Consider the following 22,528-nt stretch of genomic DNA (forward strand, 5'->3'; position numbering starts at 1 on the left):
TTGTCAGCTGTTCTGCGAACCTTCGAACCAGGCCAGCTTTTCACGCAACTGCACCACTTCCCCGACAATCACCAGGGTTGGCGCATGCACTTCATGCTGGGCCACCAGGCCCGGCAGGTCTGCCAGGGTACCGGTGAACACCCGCTGGTTTCGCGTCGTCCCCTGCTGAACCAAAGCAGCCGGTGTGCTGGCCGCTCGCCCATGGCGAATCAACTCGGCGCAAATGGTCGGCAAACCCACCAACCCCATGTAGAACACCAAGGTCTGCGCTGGCGCCACCAGGTCATTCCATGGCAAGTTGCTGGTGCCATCCTTCAGGTGCCCGGTGACGAAACGCACCGACTGGGCATAGTCGCGGTGAGTCAGCGGAATGCCGCCATATGCGGAACAGCCACTGGCCGCCGTGATGCCCGGCACCACCTGGAACGGGATACCATGCTCGGCCAGCTCCTCGATCTCTTCGCCACCCCGGCCGAAGATGAACGGGTCGCCACCCTTCAGGCGCAGCACCCGCTTGCCCTGCTGGGCCAGATCGACCAGCAGGCGGTTGATCTGATCCTGCGGCACGGCATGCTCAGCGCGGCGCTTGCCCACGTAGATGCGCTCGGCATCCCGCCGGCACATCTCGATAATAGCTGGCGCCACCAGACGGTCGTACAGCACCACATCGGCCTGCTGCATCAGGCGCAAGGCTCGGAAGGTCAGCAAGTCCGGATCGCCCGGGCCAGCACCTACCAAGTACACCTCACCGCCCTGCTGCACCGGCGCGCCTTCTACCATCGCCTGCAACAGGCGCTCGGCTTCAGCGCCCTGCCCGGCCAGCTGGCGCTCGGCGATCGGCCCCTGGAACACGGTTTCCCAGAAGCCGCGGCGCTGGTTGACGTCTGGGTACAAGGATTTGACCTTGTGCCGGAAACGCGCCGCCAGCCCGGCCAGCTCGCCGTAGGCCGAAGGGATCCACGCCTCCAGCTTGGCGCGAATCAAGCGCGCCAGCACTGGGGCATCACCACCGCTGGAAACCGCAATCACCAGCGGCGAGCGGTCGACGATCGCCGGGAAGATCACCGTGCACAGGGCCGGCGCATCCACCACGTTGACCGGCAGGCTGAGGGCCTGCGCATCGGCCGACACCTGGGCATTGAGCCCAGGGTCGTCGGTAGCCGCGATCACCAGCCGGCAACCGACAAGGTCGGCTGCCTGATAGCCACGCACCAGCACCTCACCGCCACCTTCCCGGGCCAACGCGGCCAACTGGCCGTCGACGTCCGGCGCCACCACGCGCAGCACACCGCCGGCATCGGCCAGCAGGCGCGCCTTGCGCAAGGCGATCTCACCGCCGCCGACGACCAGCACGCGGCCGCCCTGCAGCTTGTGGAACAGCGGCAGGTAATTCATTTAGCGGATGACCTCGACGCCGCCCATGTACGGCTTCAGCACTTCCGGCACCAGGATCGAGCCGTCGGCCTGCTGGTAGTTTTCCAATACGGCAACCAAAGTACGGCCTACGGCCAGGCCAGAGCCGTTGAGGGTGTGCACCAGTTCTGGCTTGCCGGTTTCCGGGTTACGCCAGCGGGCCTGCATGCGGCGCGCCTGGAAGTCGCCGCAGTTGGAGCACGAGCTGATTTCGCGGTACTTGTCCTGGCTCGGCACCCACACTTCCAGGTCGTAGGTTTTCACTGCACCAAAGCCCATGTCGCCGGTGCACAGGGCCAGCACGCGGTACGGCAGCTCCAGCAACTGCAGCACGCGCTCAGCGTTGGCAGTCAGGCCTTCCAAGGCTTCCATCGATTTGGCCGGCTCTACCACCTGGACCATCTCGACCTTGTCGAACTGGTGCTGGCGGATCATGCCGCGGGTGTCGCGGCCGGAAGCACCGGCTTCGCTGCGGAAGCATGGGGTGTGGGCAACCAGTTTCAGCGGCAGTTGCTTGGCGTCGAGGATTTCACCCGCTACCAGGTTGGTCAGCGACACTTCGGCGGTCGGGATCAGGTAGAAGTCAGCCTCGCCTTCGCGGGTGATCTTGAACAGGTCTTCCTCGAACTTGGGCAGCTGGCCGGTGCCCTGTAGGGCCGGAGCCTGCACCAGGTAAGGGGTGTAGTGTTCCTCGTAGCCGTGCTCGCCGGTGTGCAGGTTGATCATGAATTGCGCCAGGGCGCGGTGCAGGCGGGCGATCGGGCCACGCAGCACAGCGAAACGGGCGCCGGACAGCTTGGCAGCCGCTTCGAAGTCCAGGCCACCGCTGACTTCACCAAGGGCGACGTGGTCCTTGATTTCGAAGTCGAACGCCTTCGGCGTGCCCCAACGGCGCACTTCGACGTTGTCGTCTTCGCTGGCACCGACCGGTACGCTGGCGTCCGGCAGGTTGGGGATGGTCAGCAGAATGCCGTCCAGCTCGGCCTGGATGCCGTCCAGCTCAAGCTTGCCGGCGGCCAGTTCATTGGCCATGCGCTCGACGTCGGCCATCAGCGGCGCGATGTCTTCGCCCTTGGCCTTGGCCTGACCGATGGACTTGGAGCGGGCGTTACGCTCGGCCTGCAGTTGCTCGGTGCGGGTCTGCACCGCCTTACGGCGTTCTTCCAGTGATTCGATGCGCGCGACATCCAGGCTGAAGCCACGGGAGGCCAGGCGATCCGCCACTTCCTGAAGTTGGCCGCGTAACAGTTTGGAATCGAGCATATCGTTCTCTCGTTATATGTAAGTGTTGGTTCAGAATCGGGTCAGGGACAGGCCAGCCCAGGTTGCAAGCAGCCCACCCACCACGCTGATACTGGTATAGCCCAAGGCAAGGGGCACTTGCCCGCTTTCCATCAGGCGCACGGTATCGAGCGAGAAGGAGGAAAAGGTTGTCAGGCCACCGAGGAAGCCGACAATCAAGCCAGCGCGCAATTCGATCGGCGCCAGCGGCTTGTGCAAGAACAAGCCATAGAGCAGGCCGATCAGCAGGCAGCCAACCAGGTTGACCGCCAGCGTACCGGCATAGAAGTGCCGTGGCCAGTGGGCCGCGACCCAATTGGCGGTAGCGAAGCGCAACAAAGTGCCAGCAACACCGCCCGCGCTGACCGCGGCAATGAGTGCGATCATGGTTTTCTCCGCTGACGGGGGCTGTTTCGGTCTAGGTCGGCCAAGTGGCGCAGTTTCTCGCCAATTTTCAGTTCCAGGCCACGGGGCACTGGCTGGTAGTACTGGCGTGGCTCCAGCTCATCGGGGAAGTAATCCTCACCGGCGGCGTAGGCGTCGGGTTCATCGTGGGCGTAGCGGTACTCGTCACCATAGCCCAGTTGCTTCATCAGCTTGGTCGGGGCATTGCGCAGGTGCAGCGGCACTTCCAGCGACCCATGTTCGGCGGCTTCTCGCAGCGCCGTCTTGAAGCCCATGTACACCGCGTTGCTCTTGGGCGCACAGGCCAGGTAGGTGATGGCCTGGGCCACCGCCAGCTCACCCTCGGGGCTGCCAAGGCGCTCCTGCACGTCCCAGGCTGCCAGGCACAGGCTGAGCGCGCGCGGGTCGGCATTACCGATGTCCTCGCTGGCCATACGCACCACGCGGCGGGCGATGTACAGCGGGTCGCAGCCGCCGTCGAGCATGCGGGCGAACCAATACAAAGCGCCATCAGGGTTGGAGCCGCGCACCGACTTGTGCAACGCGGAAATCTGGTCGTAGAACGCCTCGCCGCCCTTGTCGAAACGGCGACGGCTGTCACCCAGCAGGCTCTGCAGCATCTCGACGTCGATCTCGCTGCCATCTTCGGCCAGGTCCGAAGCGTTCTCGAGGAAATTGAGCATGCGCCGGCCATCACCGTCGGCGGCGGCCATCAGCATCTTGAAAGCTTCGTCACCCACCCGCAGGTTGCGCTTGCCCAGGCCACGCTCTTCGGTCAGCGCACGGTTGACCAGCTTGCGCAGGGCCGCCTCGTCCAGGCTCTTGAGCACGTAGACCCGCGCCCGCGACAACAACGCGTTGTTCAGCTCGAACGACGGGTTTTCGGTGGTGGCGCCGATGAACAGCAGTGTGCCGTCTTCCACATAGGGTAGAAAGGCGTCCTGCTGCGACTTGTTGAAACGGTGCACTTCGTCAACGAACAAGATGGTGCGGCGGCCATATTGACCAGCCTGCTGCTTGGCCACCTCCACCGCCTGGCGAATCTCTTTCACCCCAGCCAGCACCGCCGACACCGTTTCGAAGTGCGCATCGCAGAACTGCGCGAGCAGCCGCGCCAGGGTGGTTTTGCCCACCCCAGGCGGCCCCCAGAAAATCATCGAGTGCAGCGCACCCTGCTCCAGCGCCTCGCGCAGCGGTTTACCGCGCGCCAGCAGGTGCTCCTGGCCAACGTATTCATCCAGGTTGGACGGGCGCAGGCGGGCGGCCAGGGGCTGAGCGACGGGTTCGCTTCGAAACAGGTCCATGACGGGCTCTGGTTACTCCTTGATCACGTCGGCGCCTTTGGGGATGTCGAACGTGAACTTGCTGTCCGGCACCGCCTGGTTGGCCTTGACGCCATTGAACAGGATGTTGGTGCGCTGACCAACACTGTCGATCAATTGCATGTCATTGATCAGGCCCTTGCGGAACGAGACGCGCAGCGAATCGAACAGCGTGTCCTTGGTCTTGGGCTTGAGGGTGAAGTCCATTACTTCGCCCTGCTCCTTCGAGGCGATATCGAAACTCTGGCTGATCTTCGACACGTCACCGGACAGCAGCAGAGCCGGGGTCTGGTTCAGACGCACGTCGAGCTTCTTGATGGTGGCCTGCTCCAGGTCCGGGTCCCACAGGGTGACGTTCTTGCCATCCGACACCACCACCTGCTCCTGCGGCGCATCGGTGTGCCAGTAGAACAGGCCTGGGCGCTTGACCGTCATCTTGCCCGAGGTTTCCTGCAAGCTGGTGCCATCGGCGCCCAGGGTCAGCTGGGAAAAGTTGGCCTCGATGGTCTGCGACTTCTCCAGCAGCTGGGTCAAGCGTTGTACATCTTGCTCACCGGCATAAGCCGTAACAGTGCCCAGAGCCAGGGCAGAAACCAACAGCATGCGAATCGCGCGCATGGGAATCCTCATTGAGCGTTGAAAAGGCCGGGCACCACCGTTGGCGCCCGACAGGGTGTTCATCAGTCGCGCGGGCCACCTGGGGCAATCACTTCCCGCGAGCCGTTACTGTTCATCGGGGTGACGACGCCAGCCATCTCCATCGACTCGATCATGCGCGCAGCACGGTTGTAGCCGATCTTCAACTTGCGTTGCACTGCAGAAATGGAAGCACGACGGCTCTCAAGCACGAATTGCACCGCTTCATCATACAGTGCATCGGTTTCGGCATCGTCACCATCGCCACCACCGCCGCCGCCATCGAAGCCGCTGCCGGCCTCTTCGACGCCGTTGAGGATGTCGTCGTTGTAGTCCGGGGCGCCGCGCAGCTTCCACGCTTCGACCGTGCGGTGCACTTCGTCGTCGGAAACGAACGCACCGTGCACGCGGATTGGCAGGCTGGTGCCCGGCGGCATGTACAGCATGTCGCCGTGGCCCAGCAACTGCTCGGCGCCGCCTTGGTCGATGATGGTGCGCGAGTCGATCTTGCTCGACACCTGGAACGCCATACGGGTCGGGATGTTGGCCTTGATCAGGCCGGTGATCACGTCCACCGACGGGCGCTGCGTGGCGAGGATCAGGTGGATACCGGCTGCCCGCGCCTTCTGCGCGATACGGGCAATCAGCTCTTCGACCTTCTTGCCGACGATCATCATCATGTCGGCGAACTCGTCCACCACCACCACGATGGTCGGCAGGGTTTTCAGTGTAGGCGGCTCGTCGTCCATGCTCTCGCGGCGATACAACGGATCATGGATGACTTCACCGGCTTCCTGGGCGTCCTTGATCTTGCGGTTGAAGCCGGCCAGGTTACGCACGCCCATGGCCGCCATCAGCTTGTAGCGCCGTTCCATCTCGGCCACGCTCCAGCGCAAGGCGTTGGCGGCGTCCTTCATATCGGTGACCACCGGGCACAGAAGGTGCGGGATGCCTTCGTAGATGGACAGTTCGAGCATTTTCGGGTCGATCATGATCAGCCGCGCGTCTTCCGGGCTGGATTTGAACAGGATCGACAGAATCATCGCGTTGACACCCACCGACTTACCAGAACCCGTAGTACCGGCCACCAGCAGGTGCGGCATCTTCGCCAGGTCGGTGATCACCGGCTTGCCGCCGATGTCGTGGCCCAAGGCCAGGGTGACCGGCGATTTCTGCTCGTCGAACTGCGGCGTGGCCAGCACTTCGGAGAAGCGCACCATCTGGCGGTTTTCGTTGGGGATCTCGATACCGACGGTGGTCTTGCCAGGGATGACCTCGACCACCCGCACGCTGGTCACGGCCAGCGAACGCGCCAGGTCCTTGGCCAGGTTGGCGATGCGGCTGACCTTCACACCGGCAGCCGGTTGGATTTCGTAGCGGGTAATCACCGGGCCCGGGTGGATCGAGTCCACCGCCACTTCCACACCGAATTCCTTGAGCTTGATTTCCAGCAGCTGACCGACACCGGCCAGAGACTCCGGCGAGTACTCGATCTTCTTCTGCTCCGCCGGGTCGAGAATGGAAATCGACGGCAAGGTGCCTTCCACGGCGCTGTCGACGAACAGCGGCGCCTGCTTCTCCTTCATCACCCGCTTGCTCGGCTCCGGCGCCTTGTCGGCTGCCGGTGGCACGATCATCGGGGTTGCAGGCTGCGCACGTGGCACCACCGCGTCACGCGGCACGACCGGCTCACGGGCGAGGGTTGGCTCGCGCGGCGGGGCGGCAGGCTCGCGGCCGAGGGTTGGCTCACGGGGTTCAACCACCGGGGCGGGCGACGCTTCACGCTTGAAGATACGTTCACGCAGCGCCGGTTTGGCCGGTTCCCGCTTCTCGGTGGCCATGGGTGCAGCCCTGACCACTGGCTCATCCTCGCGCAGCTGTGCCTCGAGGCGCTTGCGCTCGTTGCGCGCTTCCCACCAGCGATTGGCCGCCCCTTGCACCAGTTCGAACAGGTCGAGGGTGATCTTGCCGGTCAGGTCCATCACCTTGAACCACGACAGATCGGTGAACACGGTCAGGCCGAACAGGAACAGGGCAATGAACATCAGCGTGCTGCCCTGCACGTTCAGCAGGTTGCGCGCCAGGTCGCCGAGGCTTTCGCCCAGTGCACCACCGGCGGAGAACGGCAAGCTCGCCGGCGGGTGGAAGTGGATATGCGCCAGCGCCGCCCCCGACAGCACCAGGAACACCAGGCCGATCAGCCGCCAGGAGAACAACCAGCCGCTCCAATCCCACGGCTGGTGGCGCTCACGGAATATCTGCCAGGTCTTGACCGCCAGCAGCAGCGGGAAGATATAGGCGAAGTAGCCCAGCACCATGAACAGGATGTCGGCGAAGTAGGCACCGGCACGCCCGGCAGCATTCTGCACCTGGTCGACGTTGCTGGTGTGGCTGAAGCCTGGGTCCGAGGTGTCGTAGGTCAGCAGCGCCATCCACAGGTACAGGCACAGGGCGCCGACAGCGATCAACGCACCTTCCTTGAGGCGATAATGCAGCTGCTGCCGCCACAGAGGCACAGGCAAGGGAGCTGGGGTTGCGGTGGATTTCTTCAAAACGCGTCTATTCCTGCGCGTGGTGCGCGTCCAATAGTGATCGGCCGCTGCGCGACCAATGAACCACTACTTTTAACATTACTGCCCGCCAGCCGCCATGACGGCACGCCGTATGGGTGTTTGAGCGGGGGCGAATCATATAGCTGCAATTTGAGCACGCATTTTCTTTTGTGACAAAGGCTTATGCTGTGTTTTTGCACAGGTGTGACAGCAAATGTAGCGGATGGTGCCTGCGGCTTGATGAATGTGTCTTAAATTGCCTGTTTTCATCGCCCGCGAAGAAGCCAAAGAGATTGACCCTGCATTTCACCCGCGCCATGCTGACCTCTCCCCTCCCCCACCGCACGATAGACCATGCTTACCTGGCTGACTCGCGACTCGCTGACCTTCCCACCCCTGGAAAAGGCCCTGCATGACCCCAACGGCCTGCTGGCCGCTGGCGGTGACCTGAGCCCCGAGCGCCTGGTACAAGCGTATCGCCATGGCTGCTTCCCGTGGTACCAGGACGGCCAGCCGATCCTGTGGTGGTCACCCGACCCACGTACAGTGCTGCTCCCCGACCAGTTGCACGTGTCGCGCTCGCTGGCCAAGCTGATGCGCCAAGGCCGCTACCAGGTCAGCTTCGACACCGACTTTCCGGCCGTGATCGCCGCCTGCGCTGCGCCACGCGACTACGCCGACGGCACCTGGATTACCGACACCATGCGCAACGCCTATTGCGAGCTGCACCGCCGCGGCATCGCCCATTCGGTGGAGGTACGCCAGGACGGTAAGCTGGTCGGCGGCCTGTACGGCCTGGCCATGGGCCAGCTGTTCTTTGGCGAATCGATGTTCAGCCGCGCCGACAACGCCTCCAAGGTCGGCTTCGTCACCCTGGTCAACCACCTGCGCGATGCGGGCTTTGCGCTTATCGACTGCCAGATGCCCACCAACCACCTGCACAGCCTGGGTGCCCATGCCATCAGCCGCGCCGAGTTCGCCGATTACCTGGCACGCCACCTCGACCAGCCCAACAGCGCTACATGGGTTGCCTAGGCGAGTTGCCGTAGCTGGCTTACACTTAAATCAAAGTCTCACCGAGGGGGTTGATCATGACAGAGCTGGCGCGGTTGAAGTTCTATGCCACTCAACCCCACTCCTGCAGCTACCTGCCAGACGAGCAGGCGACCACGCTGTTCCTCGACCCCAGCCAGCCGATGGACGTGAATGTGTACGCCGACTTGTCGGAAATGGGCTTTCGACGCAGCGGCGACCACCTGTACCGCCCACATTGCCAGAACTGCAACGCCTGCGTGCCGGCGCGCATCCCGGCGGCGCGCTTCATCCCCAACCGCCAGCAGCGGCGCATCCTCAAACGCAACGCCGACCTGACCGTGACGGCAGCTCGCCCGGCGTTCAAGGAAGAGTACTTCGAGCTCTACCGGCGCTACATCGAAACGCGCCACGCCGACGGTGACATGTACCCACCCAGCCGCGACCAGTTCTCCACTTTTCTGGTACGTGACCTGCCGTTCTGCTGGTTCTACGAGTTCCGCCTCGAAGGCCACCTGATGGCGGTGGCCGTGTGCGACCTGCTGCCCAATGGCCTGTCAGCGGTGTACACCTTCTACGAGCCGGACGAGGAACGCCGCAGCCTTGGCCGCTTCGCCATCCTCTGGCAGATCACCGAAGCCCTTCGCCAGGACCTGGAAGCGGTGTACCTGGGTTACTGGATCAAGAACTGCAAGAAAATGAACTACAAGACGCAGTATCGGCCTATCGAGCTGCTGATAAACCAGCGTTGGGTCACCCTCAACTGAAAGACATTGGCTTGACACGCAGTTTTCCGGCATAATCCACGCCACTTTTTTGCCCGGTGCGGTTATGCGTCGGGCCAACACTGGATCCGAGGGCTCTACTGCATGTCGAAAGAAGACAGCTTCGAAATGGAAGGTACTGTCGTCGACACCCTGCCCAACACCATGTTCCGCGTGGAGTTGGAAAACGGGCACGTCGTAACCGCGCACATCTCCGGAAAGATGCGCAAGAACTACATCCGTATTCTCACTGGCGACAAGGTCCGCGTCGAGCTGACGCCTTATGACCTGAGCAAAGGCCGCATCACCTACCGTGCGCGCTAAGCTCCAGCCATGAAAAAGCCCGGCCATGTGCCGGGCTTTTTTGTGCCTGCCAGATTACAAGGGGGCTGCTTTGCAGCCCCCTGCATCACGCGACCTCAGCCGTGGTCTCGAAGTCGAACACCAGTTCGCCATCGCGCAGGTCGACGTGCACCACGCCGCCATGCTCGGCCAGCTCGCCGAACAAGATCTCCTCGGCCAGCGGCCGCTTGATCTTGTCCTGGATCAGCCGCGCCATCGGCCGCGCACCCATCTGCGCGTCGTACCCCGAAACCGCCAGCCAGCCGCGCGCATCATCGCTGACTTCCAGCAGCACACGCTTGTCTTCCAGCTGCGCCTGCAGTTCGATAAGGAACTTGTCGACGATGCTTTTGATCGTCTCTGTGCTCAGGCGGCCAAACTGGATGATGGTATCCAGGCGGTTGCGGAACTCTGGCGTGAAGCTCTTGCGGATCACTTCCATGGCATCGGACGCGTGGTCCTGATGAGTGAAGCCGATCGACGCCCGCGCCGCGGTTTCGGCACCGGCGTTGGTGGTCATGATCAGGATCACGTTACGGAAGTCGGCCTTGCGCCCGTTGTTGTCGGTCAGGGTACCGTGGTCCATCACCTGCAACAGCAGGTTGAAGACTTCCGGGTGAGCCTTCTCGATTTCGTCGAGCAGCAACACGCAGTGCGGTTGCTTGGTAATCGCCTCGGTCAGCAAACCACCCTGGTCGAAACCAACATAACCAGGCGGCGCACCGATAAGGCGCGACACGGTGTGGCGCTCCATGTACTCGGACATGTCGAAGCGCACCAGTTCCACGCCCAGCGCTTTGGCCAGCTGCCGCGCCGCTTCGGTCTTGCCGACACCAGTGGGGCCAGCGAACAGGAACGAACCAACCGGCTTGTCTGGCGACTTGAGGCCGGCACGAGACAGCTTGATCGCGGTAGACAGCGAGTCGATTGCCTGGTCCTGGCCGAACACGGTCAGTTTCAGGTCGCGCTCAAGGTTACGCAGCAGCTCCTTGTCGGAACTGCTGACATGCTTCGGCGGAATCCGCGCGATCTTGGCGACGATATCCTCGACTTGCGGCACATCGATGCGCTTGACGCGGTTGGCCTCCGGTTGCAGACGCTGGTAGGCGCCGGCTTCGTCGATTACGTCGATGGCCTTGTCCGGCATGTGCCGGTCATTGATGTAGCGCGAGGCCAGTTCAGCGGCGGCGCGCAGGGCTTCGTCACTGTACTCGATGTTGTGGTGGCTTTCGAAACGCCCCTTCAGGCCGCGCAGAATGCCCACGGTGTCTTCGACCGATGGCTCGCTGACGTCCACCTTCTGGAAGCGCCGTGCCAGCGCACGGTCCTTCTCGAAGATGCCGCGAAACTCCTGGAAGGTGGTCGAGCCGATACAACGGATTTCACCCGACGACAGCAGCGGCTTGAGCAGGTTGGAGGCATCCATCACCCCACCCGACGCTGCACCGGCACCGATGATGGTGTGGATTTCGTCGATGAACAGGATGGCCTGCGGGCGCTTGCGCAGCTCACCGAGCAGCGCCTTGAAACGCTTCTCGAAGTCGCCACGGTATTTGGTACCGGCCAGCAGCGCGCCCAGGTCGAGGGAATACACCACGCTCTGCGCCAGCAGGTCGGGCACCTGGCCGTCGACGATGCGCTTGGCCAGGCCTTCGGCGATGGCCGTCTTGCCCACGCCTGCCTCACCCACCAGCAGCGGGTTGTTCTTGCGCCGACGGGCAAGGATTTGCGCCACCCGCTCCACTTCCTGCTCGCGGCCGACCAGTGGGTCGATGCGGCCGGCACGCGCCAGCTCGTTCAGGTTGCTGGCATAGGCGTCCAGTGGGTTGCTCGAAGAGGAGGTTTCACCGCCCTCTTCGTCCTGCATTTCCTGGTCGCTTTCAGACTGCGAACCATGCCCTGGCACCTTGGAGATACCATGGGCGATGTAGTTGACCACGTCGATACGGGCCACGCTCTGCTGCTTGAGCAGAAACACGGCCTGGCTTTCCTGTTCGCTGAAGATCGCCACCAGCACATTGGCGCCAGTCACTTCGCGTTTGCCGGAGCTTTGCACGTGGAACACGGCACGCTGCAGCACACGCTGGAAGCCCAGAGTCGGCTGGGTTTCCCGGTCTTCGTCGTTGACAGGAATCAGCGGCGTTGTGGAGTCGATGAACTCTTGCAGGTCATGCTTGAGTTTGTCGAGATTGGCGCCACAGGCGCGCAGAACGGTCGCAGCAGCCTCATTGTCAAGGAGTGCCAGCAGCAGATGTTCGACAGTCATGAACTCATGACGCTTCGAACGGGCCTCCTTGAAGGCCAGATTGAGGGTGACTTCGAGCTCGCGGTTTAACATAGCTTCACCTCATACCCAAGTGGTCGGCGATTAACCGTCCTTCTCGATTTCACAGAGTAGCGGATGCTGGCTTTCCCTGGCGTATTGGTTGACCTGCATAGCCTTTGTTTCGGCGATGTCACGGGTAAACAATCCGCACACTGCCCGCCCTTCTGTATGGACGGTCAGCATGATCTTGGTCGCCAGCTCGCGGTTCAGACTGAAGAACGTCTCGAGCACTTCGACGACGAAATCCATTGGCGTGTAGTCATCGTTGAACAAAACCACCTTGTACATCGGTGGCGCCTGCAGGATCGGCTTGGCTTCCTGAACTGCAAGACCCGAGCCGTCGTCCTCATTCGATTGCGGGCGATCCTGATTGAATGTTAGTCGAATCTCACTAGGTGCATGCATGGAAAGAATTTCATCATGAGCGTCAGGTTAAGGTTGTGGGTTGACCGCACAGGCCACCGCCAGCGCAGGCGCCGCGTGACCTTGACTATCGGCAAAACGGTGTTACAACCAATAAGAACCCACCGTGGTCGATAAAGATCCGCGCAGTCAACCAGATTTTTCGCAAGGTTCGTATGCGGATGACGTGGATGATACTCCAGTGATGGAGTCCTTTGCAGAGGGACATAGGGATGGCAAGCGGTAAAGTCAAGTGGTTCAACAATGCCAAGGGCTATGGATTCATCAATGAGGACGGCGGAACCGAAGATCTGTTCGCACACTATTCGGCGATCCAGATGGACGGTTACAAGACGCTGAAAGCCGGACAAGCTGTGACGTTCAACATCATCCAGGGCCCGAAAGGCCTGCATGCGGTTGAAATCAAGGGCATCAACGTCAGCGCTTCAACGGGAGTACCGAACTCGCCCACGACCGCTAATGCGTGAACCCTGCTTTACTGCCGGTATACGAAAAAACCGGCCGCTTCTTTACAGGAAGCGGCCGGTTTTGTATTGCCTTACATGTGCTTGATCATTTCATCGCCAAAACCTGAGCTGCTCACCAGCCGGGCCCCCTCCATCAGCCGCTCGAAATCGTAGGTCACGGTCTTGGCCGCAATCGCGCCGTTGGTGCCCTTGATGATCAGGTCGGCGGCCTCGGTCCAGCCCATGTGGCGCAGCATCATTTCTGCCGAGAGTATCACCGAGCCCGGGTTGACCTTGTCCTGCCCGGCATACTTGGGCGCGGTGCCGTGGGTGGCCTCGAACATGGCCACGGTGTCGGACAGGTTGGCGCCCGGCGCAATGCCGATACCGCCCACCTCCGCCGCCAGGGCGTCGGACAGGTAGTCACCGTTGAGGTTGAGCGTGGCAATCACGTCGTACTCGGCCGGGCGCAGCAAAATTTGCTGCAGCATGGCGTCGGCAATGGCGTCCTTGACGATGACCTCGCGGCCACTCTTGGGGTTCTTGAACTTCATCCACGGGCCGCCATCGAGCAGTTCGGCGCCGAACTCGTCCCGCGCCACCTCGTAGCCCCAGTCCTTGAAGGCCCCTTCGGTGAACTTCATGATGTTGCCCTTGTGCACCAGGGTCAGCGACTCGCGGTCATTGTCCACCACGTATTGCAGGGCCTTGCGCACCAGGCGCTTGGTGCCCTCGCGGGATACCGGCTTGACGCCGATGCCGCAGTCCTGGTCGAAACGGATCTTGGTGACGCCCATTTCCTCTTTAAGGAACTTGATCACCTTGTTCGCCTCGGGCGAGCCGGCCTTCCACTCGATGCCCGCGTAAATGTCCTCGGAGTTCTCGCGGAAGATCACCATGTCGACGTCGCCCGGCTTTTTCACCGGGCTCGGCACACCCTGGAACCACAGCACCGGGCGCAGGCACACGTACAGGTCGAGCTGCTGGCGCAGCGCCACGTTGAGCGAGCGGATGCCGCCACCGACCGGGGTGGTAAGCGGGCCCTTGATCGACACCACGTAATCTCGCACGGCATCGAGGGTTTCCTGCGGCAGCCAGGTGTCCTGGTCGTATACCTGGGTGGCTTTTTCGCCGGCGTACACCTCCATCCAGGCAATCTTGCGCTTGCCGCCATAGGCCTTCTGCACGGCGGCGTCGACCACCTTGATCATCACGGGCGAGACATCGATGCCGATCCCGTCGCCCTCGATGTACGGAATGATCGGATTGTCAGGCACGTTGAGCGAATGGTCTGCATTGACGGTGATCTTGGCGCCGTCGGTCGGAACCTTGATTTTCTGGTATCCCATGCTTGCACTACTCCGCTGTCGGGTGTGGTTTGGACATCATGCGATGCAATGAGCCTAAACCACATCTGCCGACCTGCAAGGCATGCGACAACCCGCCACATTGCCGCTTAGTCTTTGGTCTTATAAATGGGCCGATATCACTTGGCCTTGCTGATTAGCCCGAATGGTTTGGTATACTCCGCCGCGACCGAAGGGTCATCGGGGCGAATCCCAGGAAAATGCGGACCGCCCTAGGCCATGAATGGCCACTAAGCCTGGGTTGTTACCGCAGCCCAGCACTTGACGCTCGACTGATGCATCCACCATCACCGCTCGCAGCCTCTCGACTTTCCGCTCATGGCGCTGCCAGGGCGATGCGCCTACCCTGCGCACCACGAGACTCGAGCACGCTCAGCACACAGAGAGTTAACCCGCATGCCCACCCGTTCCAAGATCATCTATACCTTCACCGACGAAGCCCCCGCCCTCGCCACCTACTCGCTGCTGCCGATCGTCGAAGCTTTCACAGCTTGCGCTGACATCGCCGTCGAAACTCGCGACATCTCCCTGGCTGGCCGTATCCTTGCCGCCTTCCCGGAGCAACTGGGCGCAGAGAAGCGAGTAGGCGATCACCTGGCGGAACTGGGCCAGCTGGCTACCACCCCTGAAGCCAACATCATCAAGCTGCCGAACATCAGCGCCTCGGTACCGCAGCTCAAAGCCGCGATCAAGGAACTGCAAGGCAAGGGCTTCAACATCCCTGACTACGCCGACGAGCCGGCCACCGCGGACGAGAAAGAGTCCCGCGCCCGCTACGACCGCATCAAGGGTTCCGCCGTGAACCCGGTGCTGCGCGAAGGCAACTCCGACCGCCGCGCGCCGCTGTCGGTCAAGAACTACGCCCGCAAGCACCCGCACAAGATGGGCGCTTGGGCCGCCGACTCCAAGTCGCACGTTGCCCACATGACCCAAGGCGATTTCTACGGCAGCGAGAAGGCCGCACTGATCGAAGGTGACGACAGCCTGCGCATCGAGCTGGTCGGCAACGATGGCAGCACCACCGTGCTGAAAGAAAAGACCGCCGTCAAAGCCGCCGAAATCATCGACTGCGCCACCATGAGCCGCAAGGCCCTGAAAGCCTTCATCGCCGAGCAGATCGCCGATGCCAAGGCTTCTGGCGTGCTGCTGTCGGTTCACCTGAAAGCCACCATGATGAAGGTCTCCGACCCAATCATGTTCGGCGTCATCGTCGAAGAGTTCTACAACGACGTGCTGGCCAAGCACGCCGCAGCACTGGCCGAAGTGGGCTTCAACGCCAACAACGGTATCGGTGACCTGTACGCCCGCATCAAGGACCTGCCAGCTGACAAGCAGGCCGAGATCGAAGCCGACATCCAGGCCCTGTACGCCGACCGCCCAGCCCTGGCCATGGTCAACTCCGACAAAGGCATCACCAACCTGCACGTGCCGAGCGACGTTATCGTCGACGCCTCGATGCCAGCCATGATCCGTGACTCGGGCAAGATGTGGAACACCGCTGGCGAACTGCAAGACGCCAAGGCCGTGATCCCGGACCGCTGCTACGCCGGCATCTACCAGGCCACCATCGAAGATTGCAAGAAACACGGCGCCTTCGACCCGACCACCATGGGCAGCGTGCCGAACGTTGGCCTGATGGCGCAAAAGGCCGAAGAGTACGGCTCCCACGACAAGACCTTCCAGATCAAGGCCGACGGCGTCGTGCGCGTGGTCGATGGCAAGGGCAACGTCGTGCTGGAACAGAACGTCGAAGCCGGTGACATCTTCCGCATGTGCCAGACCAAAGACGCTCCGATCCAGGATTGGGTCAAGCTGGCCGTCAACCGTGCCCGCCTGAGCGACACCCCGGCGGTGTTCTGGCTGGACCCGGCTCGCGCCCACGACGGCGTGATGATCGAGAAGGTACAGAAGTACCTGAAGGATCACGACACCACTGGCCTGGACATCCGCGTACTGGCCCCGGTCGACGCCATCAAGTTCTCCCTGGCCCGCATCCGCGAAGGCAAGGACACCATCTCGGTGACCGGCAACGTGCTGCGCGACTACCTGACCGACCTGTTCCCGATCATGGAACTGGGCACCAGCGCCAAGATGCTGTCGATCGTGCCGCTGATGAACGGCGGTGGCCTGTTCGAAACCGGCGCCGGCGGTTCGGCGCCCAAGCACGTACAGCAGCTGGTTGAAGAGAACTTCCTGCGTTGGGACTCGCTGGGTGAATTCCTGGCCCTGGCCGCTTCCCTGGAGCACCTGGGCAACACCTACGACAACCCGCGCGCCAAGGTTCTGGCCAACACCCTGGACCAGGCTACCGGCAAGTTCCTCGACACCAACAAGTCGCCGTCGCGCAAGGTCGGTGGTATCGACAACCGCGGCAGCCACTTCTACCTGACCCTGTACTGGGCTGAAGCCCTGGCCGCTCAGGCTGACGACGCTGCCCTGCAGGCACGCTTCGCACCGCTGGCAAAAACCCTGGCCGAGAACGAAGCGACCATCGTCGCCGAGCTCAATGCCGTTCAGGGCAAGCCAGCCGACATCGGTGGTTACTACGCCCCGGATGCCGAGCTGACCGCCAAGGTGATGCGCCCAAGCCAGACCCTGAACAGCGCCATTGCCGCCCTGTAAGGTTCGCTTGAAGTAACAGCAAAAACCCCGGCCACGCACCGGGGTTTTTGCTTTCTTAAAGTGCGTACATGGCTCCCTGTAGGAGCGGCCTTGTGTCGCGAAAGGGCTGCGAAGCGGCCCCAGATTTTCGGCTTCGCAGCGGATATCGTCGGGGCCGCTTTGCGGCCCATCGCGACACAAGGCCGCTCCTACAGGACCCGCGCCAACCCTAGGAAATACTCATGTCCTGGCAACCCCACATCACCGTCGCTACCATCGTCGAACACGAAGGCAAGTTCCTTTTCGTCGAGGAGTTCAAAGCCAACCAGCACGTCTTCAACCAACCCGCCGGCCACCTCGAACCCTTTGAGACCCTGCGCCAGGCCGCCCTGCGCGAAACCCTGGAAGAAACTGCCTGGGAAGTCGAGCTCACCGGCGTTGTCGGCATCTACCTGTACACCGCCCCCAGCAACGGCGTGACCTACCAGCGCATCTGCTTCGCCGCCCGCCCTGTGCGCCACCACGAAGACCTCGCCCTGGACAGTGACATCGTCCGCGCCGTATGGCTGACCCGCGACGAGCTGCTGGCCGACCCCGCCCGCTGGCGCAGCGAGCTGGTGCCGCGCTGCCTCGACGACTATTTGAACGGCCCGCTGCATAGCCTCCAGCTGCTGCGCGACTGACGCGGCGCCACGGGTTTGATAGAATCGGCGTTTTTCCCCCTTGATCTACACCGGTACCCATGACCAGCCCAGCACTCAAAGACCCCGCCAAGACCCGCGTCATCGTCGGCATGTCCGGCGGCGTGGACTCTTCCGTCTCCGCCCTTCTGCTCATCGAGCAGGGCTACCAGGTGGAAGGGCTGTTCATGAAGAACTGGGAAGAAGACGACGGCACCGAATACTGCACCGCCCGTGAAGACCTGGCCGACGCCCAGGCCGTGTGCGACCGCATCGGCATCAAGCTGCACACCGCCAACTTCGCCGCCGAATACTGGGACAACGTGTTCGAGCACTTCCTTGAAGAATACAAGGCCGGCCGCACGCCCAACCCGGACATCCTCTGCAACCGTGAAATCAAGTTCAAGGCGTTTCTCGACTACGCCCTGTCGCTGGGTGCCGACCTGATCGCCACCGGCCACTACGTGCGCCGCCGCGACACTGGCGACCTCACCGAACTGCTCAAGGGCCTGGACCCGAACAAGGACCAGAGCTACTTCCTGCACGCCGTTGGCGGCAAGGAAATTGCCCGCACCCTATTCCCGGTCGGCGAGCTGGAAAAACCCGAAGTGCGCGCCATCGCCGAAAAACACGGCCTGGCCACCGCCAAGAAAAAGGACTCCACCGGCATCTGCTTCATTGGCGAGCGTCGTTTCAGCGATTTCCTCAAGCAGTACCTGCCAGCTCAGCCGGGTGACATCGAAACCACCGAAGGTGAAGTGATCGGCCGCCACCACGGCCTGATGTACCACACCATCGGCCAGCGGCAGGGCCTGGGCATTGGCGGCCTGAAGGATGCCGGTGACGAGCCGTGGTACGTGTTGCACAAGGACCTGACCCGCAATGTGCTGGTGGTTGGCCAAGGCAACGAACACCCATGGCTGTTCTCCCGCGCCCTGCTGGCTTCGGAGATTTTCTGGGTGAACCCGATCGACCTCAGCAGCCCGCGCCAGCTCACCGCCAAGGTGCGTTACCGCCAGAGCGACCAGCAGTGCACCCTCGAACTGACCGAAACCGGCTACCGCGCCGTGTTCGACGAGCCACAGCGCGCCGTCACCCCAGGCCAGTCGGTGGTGTTCTACGACGGCGAAGTGTGCCTGGGCGGTGGTGTAATCGAAGCCGCCGAGCCGTGGAGCCCGCGCGCATGAGCAACCTGCAGGAGCAATTGATTGCCCTGGGCGGCGTATTTCAGGCCGCTGTGCTGGTCGACCGCATTGCCCGCACCGGCCAGGCCAGCGAGGCCAATATCGGCTGCATGCTGGGCAGCCTGCTGGTACGTGACCCCAAGGACACCCTGGAGGTGTTCGGCGGTGACGACCTGAACCTGCGCGACGGCTACCGCGCGCTGGTCGGCGCCCTGGAGCGTGACCCCAGCAGCCTGCAGCGCGAGCCACTGCGCTACGCCCTGTCGATGCTGGGCCTGGAGCGCCAACTGAACAAACGTGGCGACCTGCTTGACACCATCGGCAATCGCCTGCCGCAAATCCAGTCGCAGGCCGAGCATTTCGGCCTGGTTCACGAAAACGTCATCGCTTCCAGCGGAGCCTTGTACCAGGACACGCTTAGCACCTTGCGCCAGCGCATCCAGGTGCACGGCGACATGCGTTTCCTGCAGCAGGCCAGCAACGCGTCGAAGATTCGCGCCCTGCTGCTGGCCGGCATCCGTGCCGCGCGCCTGTGGCGCCAGCTGGGTGGACACCGCTGGCAGTTGGTGTTCAGCCGTCGCAAGTTGCTGAACGAACTGTACGATATGATGCGCACACCGTCCTGAAGAAAAACGCCGGACTTGTAGGAGCGGCCTTGCGTCGCGAAAGGGCTGCGCAGCAGCCCCAGAATCGCCGCCCCAGCATAGGTTGCCGGGGCCGCTGCGCGACCCTTTCGCGACGCAAGGCCGCTCCTACAGGCATTTTTCATGTATGATATGCGCCCTTCCAAAAGCCTGACTGTCCGAGAACACCCCATGCAGCTTTCTTCGCTCACTGCGGTTTCCCCTGTAGACGGCCGTTATGCCGGCAAAACCCAGGCCTTGCGCCCCATCTTCAGCGAATTCGGCCTGATCCGTTTCCGCGCCCTGGTCGAAGTGCGCTGGCTGCAGCGCCTGGCCGCCCACCCGCAGATCGGCGAAGTGCCGGCGTTCTCCGCCGAAGCCACCGCCCTGCTGGACAACCTGGCCAGCGATTTCAAGCTGGAACACGCCGAGCGCGTGAAGGAAATCGAGCGCACCACCAACCACGACGTCAAGGCGATCGAATACCTCCTCAAGGAGCAGGCCGCCAAGCTGCCTGAGCTGGCCAAAGTCAGCGAATTCATCCACTTCGCCTGCACCAGCGAGGACATCAACAACCTGTCCCACGCCCTGATGCTGCGCGCCGGCCGTGACGACGTGCTGCTGCCGCTGATGCGCCAGATCGCCGACGCCATCCGCGCCCTGGCCCACGCCCACGCCGATGTGCCGATGCTGTCACGCACCCACGGCCAGCCGGCTTCGCCGACCACCCTGGGCAAAGAGCTGGCCAACGTCGTGTACCGCCTGGAGCGCCAGATCGCCCAGGTTGCCGCCGTGCCGCTGCTGGGCAAGATCAACGGCGCCGTGGGCAACTACAACGCCCACCTGTCCGCCTACTCGCAAATCGACTGGGAAGAAAACGCCCGCGCCTTCATCGAAGACGAGCTGGGCCTGCAGTTCAACCCGTACACCACCCAGATCGAGCCGCACGACTACATCGCCGAGTTGTTCGACGCCATTGCCCGCTTCAACACCATCCTGATCGACTTCGACCGTGACGTGTGGGGCTACATCTCGCTGGGCTACTTCAAGCAGAAGACCGTTGCCGGCGAAATCGGCTCGTCGACCATGCCGCACAAGGTCAACCCGATCGACTTCGAAAACTCCGAAGGCAACTTGGGTATCGCCAACGCGCTGTTCCAGCACCTGGCCAGCAAGCTGCCGATCTCGCGCTGGCAGCGTGACCTGACCGACTCCACCGTGCTGCGCAACCTGGGCGTGGGCTTTGCCCACAGCGTCATCGCCTATGAAGCCAGCCTGAAGGGCATCGGCAAGCTGGAAGTCAACGAAGCCCGCATCGCCGCCGACCTGGACGCCTGCTGGGAAGTGTTGGCCGAGCCGATCCAGACCGTGATGCGCCGCTTCAACATCGAAAACCCCTACGAGAAGCTCAAAGAGCTGACCCGTGGCAAGGGCATCACCCCTGAAGCGCTGCTGACCTTCATCGACGGCCTGGACATGCCAGCCGACGCCAAGGCCGAGCTCAAGCTGCTGACCCCCGCTACCTACATCGGTAACGCGGCAGCCCAGGCCAAACGCATCTAAGCTGACCGTCGCGTACAACGCCCGGCCTGGCCGGGCGTTTTTATTCCCGGACGAAAATTACGTTTTTTCAATAGGTTGAACATGAATCCTGATACTCCACTGCAGCTGCTCGGCGGCATCTCGGCCCGCGAATTCATGCGCGACTACTGGCAGAAGAAGCCGCTGCTGGTGCGCCAGGCCTTCCCGGACTTCATCAGCCCCATCGACCCCGACGAACTGGCCGGCCTGGCCCTTGAAGACGAAGTCGAGTCGCGCATCGTGCTGGAGCACGGCGCCCACCCATGGGAACTGCGTCGCGGCCCGTTCAACGAAGACACCTTCGCCGAGCTGCCGGAAAAGGACTGGACCCTGCTGGTACAGGCCGTGGACCAGTTCGTCCCGGAAGTGGCCGAGCTACTGGAAAACTTCCGCTTCCTGCCCAGCTGGCGCATTGATGACGTGATGATCAGCTTCGCCGCCCCCGGTGGCAGCGTCGGCCCGCACTTCGACAACTACGACGTGTTCCTGCTGCAGGGCCACGGCCAGCGCAACTGGAAGATCGGCCAGATGTGCAGCAGCGACAGCCCGCTGCTGGAGCACGCCGACCTGCGTATCCTGGCCGAGTTCGAGCAGAGCGAAGAGTGGACCCTGGAACCCGGCGACATGCTCTACCTGCCACCGCGCCTGGCCCACTACGGCGTGGCCGTGGACGACTGCCTGACCTACTCGGTAGGCTTCCGCGCACCTAGCGCCGCCGAAGTGCTGACCCACTTCACCGACTTCCTGGGCCAGTTCCTGCCCGACGAAGAGCGCTACAGCGACGCTGACGCCCAGCCAGCCAGCGACCCGCACCAGATCCAGCACGACGCGCTCGACCGCCTCAAGGCGCTGCTCGACAAGCACATGGGCGACAAGGACCTGTTGCTGACCTGGTTCGGCCAATTCATGACCGAGCCGCGCTACCCGGAGCAGATCGTCGGCGAAGAGCTGAGCGAGGAAGAGCTGATCGACGCCCTTGAACAAGGCGCCATCCTGATCCGCAACCCGAGCGCACGCCTGGCCTGGTCGGAATTCGAAGACGACCTGTTGCTGTTCGCCAGCGGCCGCAGCTGCCCACTGCCGGGCAAATTGCGCGAGCTGCTGAAGCTGGTATGCGCGGCCGACGCCCTGCACATCGACAACCTGGCAGACTGGCTGCAAGACGAAGATGGCCTTATGCTGGTACAGCAGTTGGTCAAACAGGGAAGTCTGGGATTCGCCAATGAATAAGATCAGCGTTCGCCTCGCCGACTGGCAGAAAGACAACGCCGACATTCGCCGTATCCGGGAAGCGGTGTTCATTGCCGAGCAGCACGTGCCACCAGAGCTGGAGTGGGACTCGGATGACCCGACCGCAGCGCACTTCCTGGCCCAGGAAGGCGACTACCCGATCGGTACTGCCCGCCTGCTGCCTGACGGCACCATTGGCCGGGTATCGGTGCTGAAGGACTGGCGCGGGCTGAAGGTGGGTGACGCGCTGATGAATGCGGTTATCGACGAAGCGCAGAACCGCGACCTGAAGCAGCAGATGCTCAGCGCCCAGGTACACG

At 62.6% G+C, this 22,528-nt stretch carries 20 protein-coding genes; 11 read left to right on the top strand and 9 right to left on the bottom strand.

The genetic code is table 11. The features are described from left to right. Positions 1-3: 3 nt before the first annotated feature. From cysG to APH42_RS09165, 6 genes are all read right to left on the bottom strand, one after another. Complete coding sequence (gene cysG, locus APH42_RS09140; protein WP_012273208.1) at positions 4-1,395, bottom strand: siroheme synthase CysG; 1,392 nt, start codon at positions 1,393-1,395, stop codon at positions 4-6. Next, positions 1,396-2,676 (bottom strand): serine--tRNA ligase, encoded by a 1,281-nt coding sequence (gene serS / locus APH42_RS09145; RefSeq protein WP_012273209.1) that lies wholly within the window; start codon positions 2,674-2,676, stop codon positions 1,396-1,398. It lies immediately after the preceding gene. Between the two features lie 30 nt (positions 2,677-2,706). After that, positions 2,707-3,081, bottom strand: coding sequence for a fluoride efflux transporter CrcB (gene crcB / locus APH42_RS09150; protein WP_012273210.1), 375 nt, complete (start codon positions 3,079-3,081; stop codon positions 2,707-2,709). Next, a complete protein-coding gene (locus tag APH42_RS09155) occupies positions 3,078-4,403 on the bottom strand; it encodes a replication-associated recombination protein A (RefSeq protein ID WP_012273211.1) in 1,326 nt (441 codons plus the stop codon). The genes crcB and APH42_RS09155 overlap by 4 nt, the downstream gene beginning before the upstream one ends. A gap of 12 nt (positions 4,404-4,415) precedes the next feature. Further along, the gene (gene lolA / locus APH42_RS09160; protein ID WP_012273212.1) at positions 4,416-5,039 is read right to left on the bottom strand and encodes an outer membrane lipoprotein chaperone LolA; all 624 of its coding nucleotides are present in this window, start codon (positions 5,037-5,039) and stop codon (positions 4,416-4,418) included. A 62-nt stretch (positions 5,040-5,101) separates the two neighbouring features. Then, positions 5,102-7,669: a DNA translocase FtsK gene (locus APH42_RS09165; RefSeq protein WP_370739312.1), complete on the bottom strand. Its 2,568-nt coding sequence runs from the start codon at positions 7,667-7,669 to the stop codon at positions 5,102-5,104. A 294-nt stretch (positions 7,670-7,963) separates the two neighbouring features. On the opposite strand from APH42_RS09165, the gene aat reads away from it, so the two are divergent. The 3 genes from aat (at position 7,964) to infA (ending at position 9,729) form a co-directional block, all read left to right on the top strand. After that, a complete protein-coding gene (aat, locus tag APH42_RS09170) occupies positions 7,964-8,644 on the top strand; it encodes a leucyl/phenylalanyl-tRNA--protein transferase (RefSeq protein WP_060493186.1) in 681 nt (226 codons plus the stop codon). A gap of 56 nt (positions 8,645-8,700) precedes the next feature. Continuing rightward, positions 8,701-9,408, top strand: a complete 708-nt coding sequence (locus tag APH42_RS09175) for an arginyltransferase (RefSeq protein ID WP_012273215.1) — start codon at positions 8,701-8,703, stop codon at positions 9,406-9,408. A gap of 102 nt (positions 9,409-9,510) precedes the next feature. Next, positions 9,511-9,729, top strand: a complete 219-nt coding sequence (gene infA / locus APH42_RS09180; protein ID WP_002553999.1) for a translation initiation factor IF-1 — start codon at positions 9,511-9,513, stop codon at positions 9,727-9,729. 85 nt (positions 9,730-9,814) lie between these two features. Here infA and clpA read toward each other — a convergent pair whose 3' ends face one another. After that, positions 9,815-12,085, bottom strand: a complete 2,271-nt coding sequence (clpA, locus tag APH42_RS09185; RefSeq protein WP_012273216.1) for an ATP-dependent Clp protease ATP-binding subunit ClpA — start codon at positions 12,083-12,085, stop codon at positions 9,815-9,817. A 30-nt stretch (positions 12,086-12,115) separates the two neighbouring features. Then, positions 12,116-12,478 carry an ATP-dependent Clp protease adapter ClpS gene (gene clpS, locus APH42_RS09190; RefSeq protein WP_003251220.1) on the bottom strand — a complete coding sequence of 121 codons (363 nt, stop codon included), beginning with the start codon at positions 12,476-12,478 and terminating at the stop codon, positions 12,116-12,118. 230 nt (positions 12,479-12,708) lie between these two features. Here clpS and cspD point away from each other — a divergent pair, with 230 nt between their 5' ends. Beyond that, on the top strand, positions 12,709-12,963 hold the full coding sequence (cspD, locus tag APH42_RS09195) for a cold shock domain-containing protein CspD (protein WP_012273217.1): 255 nt from the start codon (positions 12,709-12,711) through the stop codon (positions 12,961-12,963). Between the two features lie 71 nt (positions 12,964-13,034). Here cspD and icd read toward each other — a convergent pair whose 3' ends face one another. Then, positions 13,035-14,291: an NADP-dependent isocitrate dehydrogenase gene (gene icd / locus APH42_RS09200; RefSeq protein ID WP_060493187.1), complete on the bottom strand. Its 1,257-nt coding sequence runs from the start codon at positions 14,289-14,291 to the stop codon at positions 13,035-13,037. Positions 14,292-14,705: 414 nt separating this feature from the next. Between icd and APH42_RS09205 the strand changes: the two genes are divergently transcribed. The 7 genes from APH42_RS09205 to APH42_RS09235 all read left to right on the top strand — a co-directional run. Then, a complete protein-coding gene (locus APH42_RS09205; RefSeq protein WP_012273219.1) occupies positions 14,706-16,931 on the top strand; it encodes an NADP-dependent isocitrate dehydrogenase in 2,226 nt (741 codons plus the stop codon). Positions 16,932-17,152: 221 nt separating this feature from the next. Then, on the top strand, positions 17,153-17,593 hold the full coding sequence (locus tag APH42_RS09210) for an NUDIX hydrolase (RefSeq protein WP_060493188.1): 441 nt from the start codon (positions 17,153-17,155) through the stop codon (positions 17,591-17,593). 59 nt (positions 17,594-17,652) lie between these two features. After that, entirely contained in the window at positions 17,653-18,777 is a 1,125-nt protein-coding gene (gene mnmA, locus APH42_RS09215; protein ID WP_012273221.1) for a tRNA 2-thiouridine(34) synthase MnmA, read from the top strand. After that, positions 18,774-19,400: a high frequency lysogenization protein HflD gene (gene hflD, locus APH42_RS09220; RefSeq protein WP_012273222.1), complete on the top strand. Its 627-nt coding sequence runs from the start codon at positions 18,774-18,776 to the stop codon at positions 19,398-19,400. The genes mnmA and hflD overlap by 4 nt, the downstream gene beginning before the upstream one ends. A gap of 189 nt (positions 19,401-19,589) precedes the next feature. Next, positions 19,590-20,960 carry an adenylosuccinate lyase gene (gene purB, locus APH42_RS09225; protein WP_041166755.1) on the top strand — a complete coding sequence of 457 codons (1,371 nt, stop codon included), beginning with the start codon at positions 19,590-19,592 and terminating at the stop codon, positions 20,958-20,960. 81 nt (positions 20,961-21,041) lie between these two features. Further along, the gene (locus tag APH42_RS09230) at positions 21,042-22,208 is read left to right on the top strand and encodes a cupin domain-containing protein (protein ID WP_012273224.1); all 1,167 of its coding nucleotides are present in this window, start codon (positions 21,042-21,044) and stop codon (positions 22,206-22,208) included. Then, on the top strand, positions 22,201-22,528 hold a 328-nt coding region (locus APH42_RS09235), incomplete at its 3' end, for a GNAT family N-acetyltransferase (RefSeq protein WP_060493189.1). The genes APH42_RS09230 and APH42_RS09235, both read left to right, overlap by 8 nt.

The organism is Pseudomonas sp. NBRC 111140 (assembly GCF_001320885.1).
GTDB lineage: Bacteria > Pseudomonadota > Gammaproteobacteria > Pseudomonadales > Pseudomonadaceae > Aquipseudomonas > Aquipseudomonas putida_P.

Bases quoted from the DNA above. Each gene is read 5' to 3' on its own strand.
- cysG (WP_012273208.1), bottom strand. From the start codon at position 1,395: ATGAATTACCTGCCGCTGTTCCACAAGCTGCAGGGCGGCCGCGTGCTG.
- serS (WP_012273209.1), bottom strand. From the start codon at position 2,676: ATGCTCGATTCCAAACTGTTACGCGGCCAACTTCAGGAAGTGGCGGAT.
- crcB (WP_012273210.1), bottom strand. From the start codon at position 3,081: ATGATCGCACTCATTGCCGCGGTCAGCGCGGGCGGTGTTGCTGGCACT.
- APH42_RS09155 (WP_012273211.1), bottom strand. From the start codon at position 4,403: ATGGACCTGTTTCGAAGCGAACCCGTCGCTCAGCCCCTGGCCGCCCGC.
- lolA (WP_012273212.1), bottom strand. From the start codon at position 5,039: ATGCGCGCGATTCGCATGCTGTTGGTTTCTGCCCTGGCTCTGGGCACT.
- aat (WP_060493186.1), top strand. From the start codon at position 7,964: ATGCTTACCTGGCTGACTCGCGACTCGCTGACCTTCCCACCCCTGGAA.
- APH42_RS09175 (WP_012273215.1), top strand. From the start codon at position 8,701: ATGACAGAGCTGGCGCGGTTGAAGTTCTATGCCACTCAACCCCACTCC.
- infA (WP_002553999.1), top strand. From the start codon at position 9,511: ATGTCGAAAGAAGACAGCTTCGAAATGGAAGGTACTGTCGTCGACACC.
- clpA (WP_012273216.1), bottom strand. From the start codon at position 12,085: ATGTTAAACCGCGAGCTCGAAGTCACCCTCAATCTGGCCTTCAAGGAG.
- clpS (WP_003251220.1), bottom strand. From the start codon at position 12,478: ATGCATGCACCTAGTGAGATTCGACTAACATTCAATCAGGATCGCCCG.
- cspD (WP_012273217.1), top strand. From the start codon at position 12,709: ATGGCAAGCGGTAAAGTCAAGTGGTTCAACAATGCCAAGGGCTATGGA.
- icd (WP_060493187.1), bottom strand. From the start codon at position 14,291: ATGGGATACCAGAAAATCAAGGTTCCGACCGACGGCGCCAAGATCACC.
- APH42_RS09205 (WP_012273219.1), top strand. From the start codon at position 14,706: ATGCCCACCCGTTCCAAGATCATCTATACCTTCACCGACGAAGCCCCC.
- APH42_RS09210 (WP_060493188.1), top strand. From the start codon at position 17,153: ATGTCCTGGCAACCCCACATCACCGTCGCTACCATCGTCGAACACGAA.
- mnmA (WP_012273221.1), top strand. From the start codon at position 17,653: ATGACCAGCCCAGCACTCAAAGACCCCGCCAAGACCCGCGTCATCGTC.
- hflD (WP_012273222.1), top strand. From the start codon at position 18,774: ATGAGCAACCTGCAGGAGCAATTGATTGCCCTGGGCGGCGTATTTCAG.
- purB (WP_041166755.1), top strand. From the start codon at position 19,590: ATGCAGCTTTCTTCGCTCACTGCGGTTTCCCCTGTAGACGGCCGTTAT.
- APH42_RS09230 (WP_012273224.1), top strand. From the start codon at position 21,042: ATGAATCCTGATACTCCACTGCAGCTGCTCGGCGGCATCTCGGCCCGC.